This is a genomic window from Pseudomonas sp. GW821-FHT03E01 (genome assembly GCF_059420765.1).
Map to the genome: position 1 here is coordinate 16690 of NZ_JBWKUI010000006.1, position 15639 is coordinate 32328.

At 59.9% G+C, this 15639-nt stretch carries 12 protein-coding genes and 1 tRNA gene; 3 read left to right on the forward strand and 10 right to left on the reverse strand.

Translation table 11 applies throughout. The features are described 5' to 3' along the window. Window positions 1-18: 18 nt before the first annotated feature. Both leuD and leuC read right to left on the reverse strand, forming a co-directional pair. Window positions 19-663, reverse strand: a complete 645-nt coding sequence (gene leuD / locus AC07VO_RS11455; protein ID WP_018928097.1) for a 3-isopropylmalate dehydratase small subunit — start codon at window positions 661-663, stop codon at window positions 19-21. Window positions 664-674: 11 nt separating this feature from the next. After that, complete coding sequence (gene leuC / locus AC07VO_RS11460) at window positions 675-2093, reverse strand: 3-isopropylmalate dehydratase large subunit (protein WP_018928098.1); 1419 nt, start codon at window positions 2091-2093, stop codon at window positions 675-677. Between the two features lie 159 nt (window positions 2094-2252). On the opposite strand from leuC, the gene AC07VO_RS11465 reads away from it, so the two are divergent. The 3 genes from AC07VO_RS11465 to AC07VO_RS11475 all read left to right on the forward strand — a co-directional run bounded on the left by AC07VO_RS11465 (window position 2253) and on the right by AC07VO_RS11475 (window position 8295). Then, window positions 2253-3143, forward strand: a complete 891-nt coding sequence (locus AC07VO_RS11465; RefSeq protein WP_018928099.1) for a LysR family transcriptional regulator — start codon at window positions 2253-2255, stop codon at window positions 3141-3143. A gap of 83 nt (window positions 3144-3226) precedes the next feature. Continuing rightward, on the forward strand, window positions 3227-6505 hold the full coding sequence (locus AC07VO_RS11470; RefSeq protein WP_064616988.1) for a sensor domain-containing protein: 3279 nt from the start codon (window positions 3227-3229) through the stop codon (window positions 6503-6505). Window positions 6506-6603: 98 nt separating this feature from the next. Then, window positions 6604-8295: a molecular chaperone HscC gene (locus AC07VO_RS11475; RefSeq protein ID WP_064616987.1), complete on the forward strand. Its 1692-nt coding sequence runs from the start codon at window positions 6604-6606 to the stop codon at window positions 8293-8295. On the opposite strand, the gene AC07VO_RS11480 is transcribed toward AC07VO_RS11475, so the two are convergent. From AC07VO_RS11480 to AC07VO_RS11515, 8 genes are all read right to left on the reverse strand, one after another. Beyond that, entirely contained in the window at window positions 8292-10970 is a 2679-nt protein-coding gene (locus AC07VO_RS11480) for a DUF805 domain-containing protein (RefSeq protein WP_064616986.1), read from the reverse strand. The two genes, AC07VO_RS11475 and AC07VO_RS11480, sit on opposite strands and share 4 nt — an antisense overlap. Then, complete coding sequence (locus AC07VO_RS11485) at window positions 10967-11665, reverse strand: DUF1266 domain-containing protein (RefSeq protein ID WP_064616985.1); 699 nt, start codon at window positions 11663-11665, stop codon at window positions 10967-10969. Before AC07VO_RS11485 ends, AC07VO_RS11480 begins: the two co-directional genes overlap by 4 nt. Window positions 11666-11854: 189 nt before the next feature. Next, window positions 11855-12301, reverse strand: a complete 447-nt coding sequence (locus tag AC07VO_RS11490) for an Hsp20 family protein (RefSeq protein WP_019582116.1) — start codon at window positions 12299-12301, stop codon at window positions 11855-11857. 131 nt (window positions 12302-12432) lie between these two features. Further along, complete coding sequence (locus AC07VO_RS11495; protein ID WP_018928102.1) at window positions 12433-13392, reverse strand: tRNA dihydrouridine synthase; 960 nt, start codon at window positions 13390-13392, stop codon at window positions 12433-12435. A gap of 97 nt (window positions 13393-13489) precedes the next feature. Beyond that, window positions 13490-13927, reverse strand: a complete 438-nt coding sequence (locus AC07VO_RS11500) for an acyl-CoA thioesterase (protein ID WP_019582115.1) — start codon at window positions 13925-13927, stop codon at window positions 13490-13492. Between the two features lie 48 nt (window positions 13928-13975). Further along, window positions 13976-14809 (reverse strand): alpha/beta fold hydrolase, encoded by an 834-nt coding sequence (locus AC07VO_RS11505; RefSeq protein ID WP_018928104.1) that lies wholly within the window; start codon window positions 14807-14809, stop codon window positions 13976-13978. A gap of 31 nt (window positions 14810-14840) precedes the next feature. After that, the gene (locus AC07VO_RS11510) at window positions 14841-15380 is read right to left on the reverse strand and encodes a TetR/AcrR family transcriptional regulator (RefSeq protein ID WP_019582113.1); all 540 of its coding nucleotides are present in this window, start codon (window positions 15378-15380) and stop codon (window positions 14841-14843) included. Window positions 15381-15562: 182 nt separating this feature from the next. Continuing rightward, window positions 15563-15638, reverse strand: a tRNA-Glu gene (locus AC07VO_RS11515). Window position 15639 lies beyond the last annotated feature (1 nt).

Below are 15639 nucleotides of genomic sequence, written 5' to 3' on the forward strand. Positions count from 1 at the left end.
ATCGATTCCAGATCAATCTCAGGCGTCGCGAAACAACCATGGCTGGCTCGCGCGGTGCTTGGCTTCAAACGTGGCAATCGCCTCGTGATCCTGCAAAGTCAGACCAATATCGTCGAGACCATTCAACAGGCAGTGCTTACGGAAGGCATCGATCTCGAAACTCAGCACTTTGCCGTCCGGACGGGTCACGGTCTGGGCCTGCAGATCGATCTGCAACTGGTAGCCCGGGTTCGCTTCAACCTGCTTGAACAGCTCATCGACTTCAGCGTCGCTCAAGATGATCGGCAGCAAGCCGTTCTTGAAGCTGTTGTTGAAGAAGATGTCGGCGTAGCTCGGCGCGATGATGCTGCGGAAACCGTACTCTTCCAGTGCCCACGGCGCGTGCTCGCGGCTGGAGCCGCAACCGAAGTTCTCGCGGGCCAGCAACACGCTGGCGCCTTGATAACGCTCGGCGTTGAGGACGAAGTCCTTGTTCAGCGGGCGCTTGGAGTTGTCCTGATACGGCTGGCCAACGTCCAGATAACGCCACTCATCGAACAGGTTCGGACCGAAACCGGTGCGTTTGATCGACTTCAAGAACTGCTTCGGGATGATCTGGTCGGTGTCGACGTTGGCACGATCCAAAGGCGCGACAAGACCAGTGTGCTGGGTAAAAGCTTTCATGCTGCGCTCCTTTAGATCAATTCACGGACGTCGACGAAACGACCGTTCACCGCGGCGGCGGCGGCCATGGCCGGGCTGACGAGGTGGGTACGACCACCGGCGCCCTGACGGCCTTCGAAGTTACGGTTGGAGGTCGACGCGCAATGCTCGCCCGACTCCAAACGGTCCGGGTTCATCGCCAGGCACATCGAGCAGCCAGGCTCACGCCATTCAAAACCGGCCTCGATAAAAATCTTGTCCAGGCCTTCGGATTCGGCCTGAGCCTTCACCAGCCCCGAACCCGGCACCACGATGGCCTGCTTGATGGTCGAAGCCACTTTGCGGCCCTTGGCGATCACCGCGGCGGCGCGCAGGTCTTCGATCCGCGAGTTGGTGCAGGAGCCGATGAATACACGGTCCAACTGAATGTCGGTGATCGCCTGATTGGCGGTCAAACCCATGTATTTCAAGGCGCGTTCGATGGAATCGCGCTTGACCAGGTCCATTTCCTTGGCCGGATCCGGTACGTTCTGATCCACGGCCAACACCATCTCAGGCGAGGTGCCCCAGCTGACTTGCGGCTTGATCTGAGAGGCATCGAGCTCGACGATGGTGTCGAACTTGGCATCGGCGTCGGAGACCAGGTCTTTCCAGGCTTCGACGGCCAAATCCCATTCCGCGCCCTTCGGAGCAAATGGACGGCCCTTGACGTAAGCCACGGTTTTTTCGTCGGCAGCCACCAGGCCAACACGGGCGCCGGCTTCGATGGACATGTTGCAGATGGTCATGCGGCCTTCAACGGACAGGTCGCGAATCGCGCTACCGGCGAATTCGATGGCGTGGCCATTACCGCCGGCGGTGCCGATCTTGCCGATCACGGCGAGGACGATGTCCTTGGCAGTCACGCCGAACGGCAATTTGCCCTCGACCAACACCAGCATGTTCTTCATTTTCTTGGCGACCAGGCACTGAGTGGCGAGCACGTGCTCGACCTCGGAGGTGCCGATACCGTGAGCCAGGGCACCGAATGCGCCGTGGGTCGAGGTGTGGGAGTCGCCGCAGACCACGGTCATGCCCGGCAAGGTGGCGCCCTGCTCCGGGCCGATGACGTGGACGATGCCTTGGCGGACGTCATTCATCTTGAATTCGACGATGCCGTATTCGTCACAGTTATCGTCGAGGGTCTGAACCTGCAAACGCGAGACCTGGTCGACGATCGCTTCGATGCCGCCCTTGCGCTCCGGGGTGGTCGGTACGTTGTGGTCCGGGGTCGCGATGTTGGCATCGATGCGCCAAGGCTTGCGCCCGGCCAGACGCAGGCCTTCGAAGGCTTGCGGCGAGGTCACTTCATGGATGATGTGACGATCGATGTAGATCAGCGCAGAGCCATCGTCGCGCTGCTTGACCAAATGCGAATCCCAGAGCTTGTCGTAGAGCGTTTTGCCGGCCATCAGACGGTTTCCTCATCAGCTTGTTTCTATGCCCCGGATCTTGAGTAATTCAATAACCCCTTGGCTTGTGAGGTCGATCCTAGGGGGTTACATTAAATAACTCAAATTCATATTTTTTATGCTTTGCATAACCAACTGGAATGCCACTGAGACCTCATTATGGACCTCGCCAACCTCAACGCCTTTATCGCGATTGCCGAGACCGGAAGCTTCTCCGGCGCCGGCGAACGGCTGCACCTGACGCAACCGGCCATCAGCAAGCGCATCGCCGGGCTGGAGCAGCAATTGAAGGTGCGACTGTTCGATCGACTGGGCCGGGAAGTCGGCCTGACCGAAGCCGGCCGCGCCTTGCTGCCACGGGCCTATCAGATCCTCAATGTACTGGATGACACCCGCCGCGCCCTGACCAACCTGACTGGCGAAGTGACCGGTCGTCTGACATTGGCCACCAGCCATCACATCGGCCTGCATCGCTTGCCACCCTTATTAAGGGAGTTCACCCGACGTTACCCGCAAGTGGCGCTGGATATTCAGTTCCTCGATTCGGAAGTGGCCTACGAAGAAATCCTCCATGGCCGCGCTGAACTGGCAGTCATCACCCTTGCACCGGAACCTCACACATTGGTCAAGGCCACGCCCGTGTGGGACGACCCACTGGATTTCGTGGCCGCCCCAGAGCATCCGCTGATCAGCAACGGTGCGGTCAGCCTGGCGGACATTGCCCTGCACCCCGCGGTTTTCCCCGGCGGCAACACCTTTACCCACCACATCGTGCAACGCCTGTTCGAGGCCCAGGGCCTGACGCCGAACATCGCCATGAGCACCAATTATCTGGAGACCATCAAGATGATGGTCTCGATCGGCCTGGCCTGGAGCGTTTTGCCGCGCACCATGCTGGATGAGCAAGTGGCGCGCATACCTTTGCCGGGCATACAGCTCACTCGCCAGCTAGGCTATATCCTGCACACCGAACGGACGCTGTCGAACGCGGCAAAGGCCTTCATGGCTTTGCTGGATGCACAAATCGATCAGCCAGGGACTCGCGGCTAAGCTGTGCTTCTTCTTTTGTGCTACGCCTATAGAGCCCCAAAACCCTGTGCCTAACGCCCAATTCAGCCCAAGGCCTGTCATCCATGCCCAAATCTGTTGAACGTATGCCGCCAATGCCGCGAATTCAGGCAATTGACCCAAAACGGTCCGAGCAGAGCTGGGAAAGCGCCCCACAGTTGCTCGCGGCCCTCAATGGCGCCCGACTGGGCGCCTGGTATTGGGACATCGAGCGCGGACAGATCAGCTGGTCACGGGGTACTCAGGCGTTGTTCGGCTTCGATCCCCGGCAACCGTTGCCCGAGGATCTGGAATACCTCGACCTGCTGCCCCAGGAGGATCGGGCGAAAGCCATCCGCGCCTTCAATGCAGTGATCGCCGGCGCTCCGCTGGAGCAGGCCATGCACCACCGCATCCGCTGGCCCGACGGCAGCCTGCACTGGCTGGAAATCAACGGCAGCCTGCTACCGGACAAAAACGGCCGGCCACGAATGATCGGGGTCATCCGTGAAATCACCCACCAGCGCCAGCGTGAACAAGCGCTGAGCAGCTCGGAAAAACGCTTCGCCACGCTGTTTCACCTGTGCCCGAATATGGTGCTGCTGACCCGTCAGGAAGACGGCCTGATCAGCGAAGCCAACCAGTATTTCGAAAGCCTGTTCGGCTGGCCGGTGCAAGACGCAATCGGCCGAACCACCCTGGAACTGGGCCTTTGGGTCAACCCGGAGCAACGGGCGGAACTGGTCAAGGCCACCAAGGCCAAAGGTGAGCTGATCAACATGGAGGTGCAATTTCGCGCCAGCAACGGGCAGGTTCACGACGGCATTCTCAGCGCGCAAAAGGTCGAGCTCGAAGGCCAGCCCTATCTGCTGAGCACATTCCTTGACACCACCGAACGCAAAATCGCCGAGCACGCCCTCAAAGACAGCCAGGAACGCCTCGACCTGGCCCTGGATTCAGCACAACTCGGCACTTGGGACTGGCACATCCCCAGCGGCATGCTTTATGGCTCGGCGCGGGCCGCCCAGCTGCATGGTCTGGAGCCCAAACCCTTCCATGAATCCTTCGATGCGTTTTTCGAAGGTGTACCCGGTGAAGAACGCGACACCATGCGCGACGCTTACCGCAGCTTACGCGAAGGCCCGGCCGGCAATTATCAACTGACGTACCGCGTGCAACTGCCGGACGGCAGTTCGCGCTACCTGGAAAGCCGCGCCAGACTCTACCGCGATGATAGCGGCAACCCGCTGCGCATGGCCGGCACATTGCTGGACATCACCGAGCAAGTGGAGCGCGAGCAGCAACTGATAGCGTCGGAAGAGAAATTCGCCACGTTGTTCCAGGTCAGCCCCGACCCGATCTGCGTCACGCGTCAGGACACCGGCCACTTCATCGAGATCAACTCCAGCTTCACCCAGACGTTCGGCTGGAGCACCACCGACGTCATCGGCCGCAGCGCCGACGAAATCGGCCTGTGGGACGCCTCGGCGAAAAGCCTGCAAAGGATCGAGCGGGTCATCCGCGAACAGGGCCTGAACAATGTGGCGATCATCGTTCAACACAAGGACGGGCAATCCCTGACCTGCGTGATCTCCAGCCGCCAGATCAGCGTCGGCGACCAGCCGTGCATCGTCACCACCCTGCGCGACATCACCCAACAGCAACGCTCGGAAGCGGCGCTCAAGGCCAGCGAAGAGAAGTTCGCCAAGGCCTTCCACTCAAGCCCCGACGCCATCACCATTACCGAGCGCGACACTGGACGCTATCTGGAGGTTAACGACGGCTTCTGCCGCCTGACCGGCTACCGTGCCGATGAAGTGGTGGGCCGCACGGTGTATCAGGTCGGCATCTGGGCCGAGGAGAAACAACGCTCGGCGTTGCTGGCCGAACTACAGATCAAGGGCCGGGTTCACCACCTGGAAATGCTCGGGCGCAACAAGCGCGGCGAGTTGCTGACCGTCGAAGTCTCGGTGGAACCGATCACCCTCAACGAAACCGCCTGCCTGCTGCTGACCGCCCGGGACGTCAGCCTGCTGAAAAATGCCGAAGCGCAGATCCGTCACCTGGCCTACCACGACCCGCTGACCAACCTGCCGAACCGCGCGCTGTTGATGGACCGCCTGAGCCAGCAGATCGCCCTGCTCAAGCGCCACAACTTGCGTGGCGCCCTGATGTTCCTCGACCTCGACCACTTCAAGCACATCAACGACTCCCTCGGCCACCCGGTGGGCGATACGGTGCTGAAAATCATCACCGCGCGCCTTGAAGCCAGCGTACGCATGGAAGACACCGTCGCACGCCTGGGCGGCGATGAGTTCGTGGTGCTGCTCAGTGGCCTGGAAGGCTCGCGCACCGACGTCAGCGCTCAAGTCCGGGAACTGGCGGATACCTTGCGCGAATTGCTGTCCGAACCGATGTTCCTCGATGGACAGCGCCTGCAAGTGACGCCGAGCATCGGCATCGCGCTGATCCCCGACCACGGCTCGACCCCGACCGATCTGTTAAAACGCGCCGATATCGCCCTCTACCGCGCCAAGGACTCGGGCCGCAACACCACGCAGATGTATCACAACACCATGCAGAAGGCCGCCAGCGAACGCCTGCGCATGGAGACCGACCTGCGCCTGGCCCTTTCCCGGGGTGAATTCAGCGTGCAATACCAGCCTCAGGTGGACGCCCGCAACAACCGCATTACCGGCGCCGAAGCCCTGGTGCGCTGGCACCATCCGCAACTGGGCGCGCAATCGCCGACCGAGTTCATCAAGGTGCTGGAAGACAGCGGGCTGATTCTGGAAGTCGGCACATGGATCCTCGACGAAGCCTGTGCGGCCTTCAAACGCCTGATCGCCAAAGGCCTGATTGACCCGCTCAATTTCAGCCTGTGCGTGAATATCAGCCCGCGGCAATTCCGTCAGAACGACTTCGTCGAACGCATCGAGCACAGCCTCGGCAGCCACGACCTGCCCTGCTCGTTGCTGAAACTGGAAATCACCGAAGGCATCGTCATCCAGAACCTGGACGACACCATCAGCAAAATGCGACGCCTGAAAAAACTCGGCGTGAGCTTTGCCATGGACGATTTCGGTACCGGTTACTCCTCGCTGACCTACCTCAAGCGCCTGCCGGTCGACACCCTGAAAATCGACCAGTCATTCGTCCGCGACGCCACCACCGACCCCAACGATGCCGAAATCATTCGCGCCATCGTCGCCATGGCCCGCAGCCTGGAACTGGAAGTGATTGCCGAAGGGGTGGAAACCGAGGAGCAACTGGAGTTCTTGCAAGGGCTGGGCTGCCATTTGTATCAGGGGTATTTGCACAGCCGGCCGTTGCTGGTGGAGGAGTTTCAGAAACTGCTCAAATAGTCCGCATGGGAGACGTTCCGTAACAGGTGCTCCAATTGCCAGTTTTTCTTGCAACCTGTAGGGTCGCGCTTTTTTTTACTGCCTCAAAGAGATCAACCATGCAGGATGCAACCCTCTCCCGTCCGGCCTTGCTGGGCATCGACCTTGGGACCACCAATAGCCTGATCGCCGTTTGGCAGGAAGGTCAGGCGCAGTTGATTCCGAACGCCCTTGGCGATGTCCTCACCCCTTCAGTGGTCAGCCTCGATGAGGACGACAGCATTCTGGTAGGCAAGGCCGCCCGCGCGCGTCTGACCACCCATCCGGAACGCACGGTGGCGGCGTTCAAGCGTTTTATGGGCAGCGACAAACAGTTCGAACTGGGCGGACGGCAATTCAGCCCCGAAGAGCTGTCGGCACTGGTGATCGGCTCGCTCAAGCAGGATGCTGAAGCCTGGCTAGGCCATCCGGTGTATGAGGCGGTGATTTCGGTGCCGGCCTATTTCAGTGACGAGCAACGCAAACGCACGCTGTTTGCCGCCGAACTGGCAGGCCTGACAGTGTCGCGGCTGATCAACGAACCGACCGCCGCGGCCATGGCCTACGGACTGCACGAGCAGAAGTTCGAGCGCACGCTGATTTTCGACTTGGGCGGCGGCACCTTTGATGTCACGGTACTGGAATACGCACTGCCGCTGATCGAAGTGCATGCCTCCACCGGCGACAACTTCCTCGGCGGTGAAGACTTCACCGCCGCGTTGTTGCAGGCCTGCCTGAAAGACTGGCAACTCACCTCTCAACAGATCGATAACCAGGGGTTGGCCAGCCTGGGCGATGCTCTGGAGCAACTCAAATGCAAACTCAGTGAAGGCACCCAGCACCTGAACTGGAACGGCGCCGGTGCCTTGCGCGAGTGGTCGCTGGATGAGGCCGTCGCGCTGAAAATCTGGGAACCGCTGCTGGCCCGGTTGCGCGCCCCCATCGAACAAGCCCTGCGCGATGCACGGCTCAAGCCTCGGGACCTCGACAGCCTGGTGCTGGTCGGAGGCGCAACGCGGATGCCTGTCGTGCAGCAGATGGTCGCCACGCTGTTCGGGCGCCTGCCCTATCGCCACCTCGACCCGGACACGATTGTCGCACTGGGCGCCGCTACCCAGGCAGCGTGCAAGGCCCGAGACAGCGCAATCGAGGAGCTGATTCTCACTGACGTATGCCCATACACGCTGGGCATTTCGACCCGTCGCGGTGAGGACGTCAGCGGCGCCTTCTCGCCGATCATCGAACGCAACACCGTGATCCCGACTTCTCGGGTGCAACGCTTCTACACCACCCATCCGCAGCAAGACCACATCCGTATCGAGGTCTATCAGGGAGAGCGGCCGTGGGTGCGGGATAATATTTTCATCGATGCCTTCGACGTCGCGGTAGCACCCAGCGACCAGACGCAAGCCCTGGATGTGCGCTTCAGCTACGACATCAACGGTTTGCTTGAAGTCGACGTGACCCTGCTGGCCAGCGGCGAACGCCACAGCCACAGCATCGATCGCAGCCCCACCGGGCTCGACCCACAATCACGGAAAAGCAGCCATGAGCGGCTCAAAGCCCTGAAAATCCATCCACGGGACGCGCTGCCCAATCGCACTCTGCTGGCGCGACTGGAGCGTGCATGGACGCAAAGCCTGGGCGACGAACGCGAACAAATTGCCGATTGGCTGGATACTTTTACCGCCGTGCTCGGTGGCCAGCAATCGGTGGAGATTGCCAGCCATCGGTCACAACTCAATAAAGCACTGGATCAGCTGCGCCTTTAGCCATTAAGCCGCCGCAGAGTCGCCTGCAAGCCACCGGGCAGCGTGTCCTCACCGGCGCTGCCCGGCGGCACACCATAGCGGTTAGGCAGCTTGTCGCCGGGAAAGCCGAACAACACCAGAGGCAGGAACGGCAATACCGGCGTCAGACAGGCAAAGATCAGCAGCGTGGGAATCCCCCGCCCCATGTCATGCAGCCGACGCAGAATCGCACTGAGCAACAGCGCGATGCCCAGCAGCATGACAACTCCCAAGACAACGGTGCCATTGAGCAGCACCATGATCGGGGTGATCAGCACACCTCCCAGCACCTGCCCGATAAACGCCTTGCGCCCCAATCGAGAGCCCAAGCGCCAGACCGCAGTGGACGGCACCGGGCGCGTGTCGCTTTTGGCCAGGAGCAGACGCTCACTCCAGGACAGCAAGGCAGTCAATGCCAGACGCAGGCCCACACTGTTCGCGGCGTCATCCTTGCCACGCTGCAACTGTTGCAGCACCTTGGTCCTGGGCACTCCTGAGGCGCCATAACGAATCAGACTTTTCAGCGTATCGAGGACTTCATAGACCAGCAGCTTGTCGACGTCGAAATCCGTCAGCACTTTGCGCGGTGGCCAAACAGGCTCTCCTTTGATCAAACCATTACGAAACGCTTCGAACCAACCATCTTCACAACTGATAGCGGCGATGGATTGCAACAGTGCGCGATGCTGCTCGGCGTCAAGGCTCGGGTCGTGATACAGCACACCCCAGAGCAGCATCAGCCCCAGCAAATCCTCGCCGCACGCATCAGGATCACTTTCAATGCAGGTATAGAGCTGCGCATTAGCGGGCAGTGCTGCGCTGTCGAGGGCCTGTTGCACATTGAACAGCTGCTGCACGAGCAGGCCATGAACCGGGTCGGTACCTTGCAGCCACCCCAGCAAACCCGCGCAGTTACCTTGCTCGCGCTGCAGGCGCCGCAATAACGGCTGAAGCCGACTCAGGGGGTGAGCCGGGTTGAGCTCCAGTCGCTCCAGACATTGGGTATCGATCAACGTCAGCCAACGTTCCGGCTGTTCGAGCAACGCCAACAGGAATACAGTTTGAGCGTGCCATTGCCACGCAGCCTCGCCTTGCGCAATGACCGGCAGGACTGCGCCTCGCTGCCCCAACTGGACCAGCAGACTCAAGCTGCGCAAGTTCACGTCCGCTTCTGCGTCCAGCAAATCAAATACCTGATCGATCCGCACCAGGGCAGACTGATCGTAGCCCCGCAGCCTGCTCAGCCACAGGCGGCAAATCTTGTGCGGCTCGCCTTTTGTCAGTTCCTCGGCCAGTTTCGGTTCAACTGAACGACTGTTGAGAAAGACCTTCATTGCCAACGGAATCGGCGCCTGGTTCAACCAACAGAGTTGCTGCTCTGCCTGATACTTGAACCCGGTCAACACCAACCCCTCAAGGGCATCGAACGGATGCGGCTCGTCCAGTATTTGTTGCAACAACCCCACATCCCCACGATGCAAGGCCCATGCATGCTGGTATAGACGCTGCAAGCGGGAATCCGCATGCTCTCCTAGCAGCAATGCCAGCAGAGGCAGTTCATCCCCCGTCATTCGCCAATCGACAAATGCGCCTGCCAAACCTTGCAGATCGAGTTGCCCGACCCCAAGCCAGCGAGCCAACGTTTCGGGACGCTGTGAAGGGCTGCCATATTCTTGAGTAACATCGTCAAGGTCATGGGACCAGTCACGGAAATTTTCCAAACGGTCGAATGCCTGGATCAGCAGCGCGAGAAAGTCCGGCTGACGTTTGGCACAAAGCTCCAGCAAGCAGCTTTCGGCCTTCGGATGACGGTACTCCAGCCAGAGCCGGATCCAGCAAGGCAGCGCTTGATCTTCAAGGCCCAACAAACTGCTTTGGCAAGCCAACAGATAAAGCCAATCGCTATCGTCTGGTGCTTGCCCCTGTCGTTCGACGCACAGTTGCAGCAGGCCTGCACCACCGATACCGGCTTGAGTGAACTGCACCAGTAAGCGCTTGATGAATACTTCGTCCGACGGCAGCGGCAGACAGGTGTGATGGCTGGCGAAGTCTTCGAATTCATGGAGCGGCCGATGCTCAAAGAGGTAGTCGAGGCTACGGGCATACCACAGGGTTTCCATCTGCACAGGCTCGGACCAGCCACTCATCAGTGTCGTGTCGAACGGGTCTGGCTTCTTGATGCGTTGCAGGAACTCTTCGACTTTATTCGCCTGCTCGAACTCAAGATCCAGCAGTTGATGCTCCCACCCCATTCGTTGCGCCAGCAGATTCGCGCAGCGGTAAGACAACGGTCCGGCATTGGTCAATGGGTGAAACAGCCCCCAACTGAGGTCATCAAGTGTGTCCAGAGGCAGCTGATCCAACGCTTTGACAAATGCTCGCCAGGCCTGCGGATGGAAGCGTCGAGCCGGATCTTCGAGCAACGCGTAAAAATCCACCAAAGTTTGCGGAATCTCGGGAACACTAGCGTCCTCATCTTCGACTTCGACCTCTTCATGACGGGCAAAGCGGGTGGCACTTTCATAGGCGACACGCAGCGCCTGAAAGCCTTCGGGATCACTCTCCGGGTGATGTTGCGGCAAACGCGCGCGGTAGGCATCTCGAATCAGTGCCTGATCTTTGGTGGGCTCTATACCCAAGCGTGTCCAGCAACTCATGACCAGTCGAACTCCCCCAGGGACGCCGGGCGCGGCGGCGGATCGAGGTCTATGTGCCAGGGCAAGTCGGTCAGGAAAGAAGGGATGTCGCGCGCAAGACCTCGTGCAATGAAAGCGCTACCCGAAGACTCCCCTTGCCGATCAAGCTCGTGAGCCATCTGTTCGTCGCTGTTACCCAGACAGCTCCAGAACGCATGACCAGCCAAGAAACCGTTGAAATAAGAAAACCAACTGCCGTAATGGTATTGCGCCCTTACAGCCAGTCGGGCATGCAACCAAAGACTCTCGGATAAATCGATCCACTCATTGCGCAAGCCACAGCGCAAGAGAAACCCCATACGCCCGAGATCCCAGGCCCTGATACCACCCGGTCCACATCCACCAAAGGTACGCCCGGCGAATTCGTGCAAATCGCGCTCACGGGGGGACAGTGTTTCAAGCAGTGCCTGCCATTCGCCAGGCAAGCAACGCTGCCACGCCCGATACGCTCCATCGAGGTGTGAGGCATGACCGTCGTCCGCCATCCCTTCGAGCATGCTCAACAACTGCGGCCGGTCATTGATGCCCCAGCTGCATTGCAGGTCAATAAATTGCGGATCGGAGTAGAAAGCAGGCTCGTCGTAATCGGCACGAGGATTAAGGGCCACCATCGGCGCAGAAAGACCGCACAGCCAACGCTGTTGTATCTCTTCCATGAAAAAAAGCTCCGGGCCGACCAGGCAGAATGTGGGGTCGGCAAAACTGGCGCGGATTGTAGAGAAGCCGCCATAAGGCGGTAAAGCTTGCATGACCGTTTTGGCGGAAAAACAAAAAGGCCCCGACAAGTCGGGGCCTTCATTCAGCGGGTTACAGCCTGTTCAGACGAATGTATTTCTTCCAATGACTCAGTGCTGCAGAGCCGGTTTTTCCGCCCCGTTGATCGGGATGCGTTTGGCTTTCGCTTCTTCCGGGATCACACGCAGCAGGTCGATACTCAGCAAACCGTTGCGCAGTTCGGCGGCCTTGATTTCGATGTGGTCCGCCAGACGGAACGACAGTTTGAAGGCGCGCTGTGCGATGCCTTGGTACAGGTAAGTGACGTTTTCGTCCGCGTCACGTTTGCCGCCACTGATGGTCAGTACACCTTTTTCTACTTGCAGGTCCAGGTCGTCTTCCTGGAAACCGGCGGCCGCCACAACGATGCGGTATTGATCATCACCGTATTTTTCAACGTTGTAGGGTGGATAGGTGCTGCCTGGCTCATTGCGCAGGGCGGTTTCGAACAGGTCGTTGAAACGGTCGAAACCTACCGAGGAACGGAACAGTGGGGCCAAGGAAAATGCAGTACTCATGATTCAAATCTCCTGAACATAATCAGCAAGTTTTTTTGTCTCCGCGACCCGAATTCGGCATCGCGTAATCCTTAGATAAGGACCGCTGATTACTTTTCAAGAGATTATTTTCAGATTTTTTTCAAGCAGACTCAGGCGGCTTCAGACACCTGCAACCCCAGTAAACGCGAGACCTGATCCAGCTCGGTTTCACGACGCAGGACGCCGAACAACTCTACCGCTTCGGGATAATTACGGGTCAGCATTGCCAGCCACTGCTTCAGGCGACCCGGCGATTGGCGTGGTGTCATCTGGGCCTTGGCTTGCAGCCAGAAATCCTGAATCAGCGGCAGCAGCTCGGTCCAGGTCATCTCGACGACCTCCTCACCGGCCCGCGCCGCAGCGATCTGCCTTGCCAGATCCGGACGCGACACCAGGCCACGACCGAGCATGATGTCTTCGACGCCGCTGATCTCGCGGCAACGTCGCCAGTCCTCCACGCTCCAGATGTCACCGTTGGCGAACACTGGCACCTTGACCACGTCCTGGACCCGCGGGATCCATTCCCAGTGAGCTGGCGGCTTGTAGCCATCCGTTTTGGTCCGCGCGTGAACCACGATGTGCGCCGCGCCGCCTTCGGCCAGGGCTGTGGCGCAAACCAGCGAGCCATCGGGACTGTCGAAGCCCAGGCGCATTTTGGCGGTCACTGGAATGTGCGCTGGCACCGCACGGCGGACATGTTCGACGATTTCGTTGAGCAGCTCAGGCTCTTTGAGCAGAACGGCGCCACCGCGCGACTTATTGACGGTCTTGGCCGGGCAGCCGAAGTTCAGGTCGATGACTTCGGAACCCAATTCGCAGGCCAGTGCAGCGTTTTCCGCCAGGCACACCGGATCGGAGCCAAGCAGTTGCACCCGCAGCGGCACGCCGGAGGCGGTACGGGCGCCGGTCAGCAGTTCCGGGCCGAACTTGTGGTAGTAGGCAGGCGTGAGCAGCTGATCGTTGATCCGAATGAACTCGGTTACACACCAATCGATACCGCCCACACGGGTCAGCACGTCCCGCAGGATGTTGTCGACCAACCCCTCCATGGGCGCCAAAGCAATTTGCATGAAAAACACACTCAACGAAAAACGTGCGGCAGTTTACTGGTTTCGGCGTGCAGAAGGTATTTCGTCAGACCGGGCGGTGGCAAATGTGCGGACTGTGTCAGCTTGGAACTTGCAACGCCGAGCCATAGCCCTCGATGAATTCCGCCGGCATGCGCTTGGGCTTGCCGGTCGACAGTTCGATGCACACGAACGTGGTCTGCGCCCGCAGCAACGTCGAGTTGTCACTGGGGCGGATCAGCTGGAAGTGTCGGGTCATTCTCAGGCGCTGATCCCAATCGACGATCCAGGTCGCCAGCTGCAGCTCATCGCCTTCGTAGGCCGCCGCCAGGTAATCAATCTCGTGCCGCACCACCGCCATCGCCCGGTCCAGCCGCCGATACTCGACCAGGTCCAGACCCAGCCGCTGCGAGTGACGCCAGGCACAGCGCTCGAGCCAGGTCACGTACACCGCGTTGTTCGCGTGGCCCAACCCATCGATGTCTTCGGCGCCCACTTCCAGATCAATGATAAACGGCGTTGCCCGATCCCAGCCCATGCCCCACTCCCGGTCAGATTATTTCGACCGGGGCAGTGTAACGGAAGCTCAGGCCGATTGGCGCGATTGCAGGCTGCGACCGGCCAGCAGCGAGAGCACGCCATCGATCACCCGCGGATCGGCCAGGACCCGCTGATGACCGCCCTCTTCCAGGCGCAACAAGCGACTGTCGAACCAGGCTTCGTGAATCAATTGGGACTCCTTGACCGAGACAAAGCTGTCGTCCTCGGCATGGACAATCAGGCCTGGCATGTCGAGCTGATAGTGCGCGACATCCAGCGCAGCAGCACGCATGCCAACGTCTTTTTCGACCTGACGAATGAACGCCGAACGGGCTTTGGGCGGCAGGCGTACATAGCGCGCAAAACCGCGCAGCACCCCAAGGATTCGCGCCGGGGCGGCGATCGAGACCAGGGTTTCGGTGCGCAAGCCCAACTGCACCGCGAGCATGGCGCTGGCGCCGCCCATCGAGTGACCGATTACCGCTTGCAGCGGCGGTAGTTCAGCAGCTGCTTCAAGCATCGCCCGGGCGAACAGCACCACATTGGCTTCGCGTCCAGGCGAGCGACCATGAGCCGGGCCGTCCAGGGCGACCACGGTGTAACCGGCATCGACCAGCGCCGTGATCAGCGCGGCAAACTGCGTTGGCCGGCCTTCCCAGCCGTGCATCAACAACACCGCCGGGCCCTGCCCCCAACGCAGCGCCGAGAGGCCGAAGCGCAAGGTGATCCGCTCGGATTTCGCCAGCAGCGGCAATTCCCAATCACGCGGCGGCAACTCCCGCGGGGTCATGAATGCCAGACGCATCTTGCTCGCCACCAGCTTCGGTGCGAACCAGCCCAAGGTGCCATTAACGCCACGAACCCAGCTCAACGTGTTCATCGCCCATCTCCTCAGGCTGGATGCCTTTAGGTCACAGCACCGCCGATTTGGCGGCGCGCAGCAATCGATCGGACAACTCTCCTGGCCCCAGCGCCCGCGCCAGCGCCAAACCACCCACCATCAAGGCGATGTCGGCCAAGACCTTGTCGATGTCTTCCGGGCTGGCTGCCAACTGCGCGACCATCAATTCAATATGTTCATTCAACGCCACGCGAAATTCGTCCGGCAGACGGCCCAGTTCACTGATCGACGCTGGAACCGGGCATGCCTGCTCGGTGGAATCACGGTGTTTGCGCGACAGGTAGAACGCTGCGACCAACGCGCGACGCTCTTCGCCGGTCAACTCGGCATCCATGTCGGCGATCAAGTCACGACGATGGCTGAGCAGCTGCTTGAACGCCTCCAGCATCAACGCGTCCTTGCTTTCGAAGTGCGCGTAGAAACCGCCGACCGTCAGGCCGGCCGCGCCCATCACTTCGCCCACGCTCGGCTCGGCCGGGCCGCGCTGGATCAGCGCTGCACTGGCAGCCTTGAGGATGCGTTCGCGGGTTTGAGCTTTTTTATCGTTCATCGTTGCCTCCGAATATTACGACTAGAATATTATTCTCATAATAATTTTCCGCAAGTCGTGGATGTGACCGCTGGTCTGAAGAACAGTGTTGGGGAAAAAGGAGATTTGGCCAAACGCCAGACAAACAAAAGGGCCATTCAATAATTGAATGACCCTTAAAAATCCCGCAAAGCGGGTAATCGTGGCGTCCCCTAGGGGACTCGAACCCCTGTTACCGCCGTGAAAGGGCGGTGTCCTAGGCCACTAGACGAAGGGGACG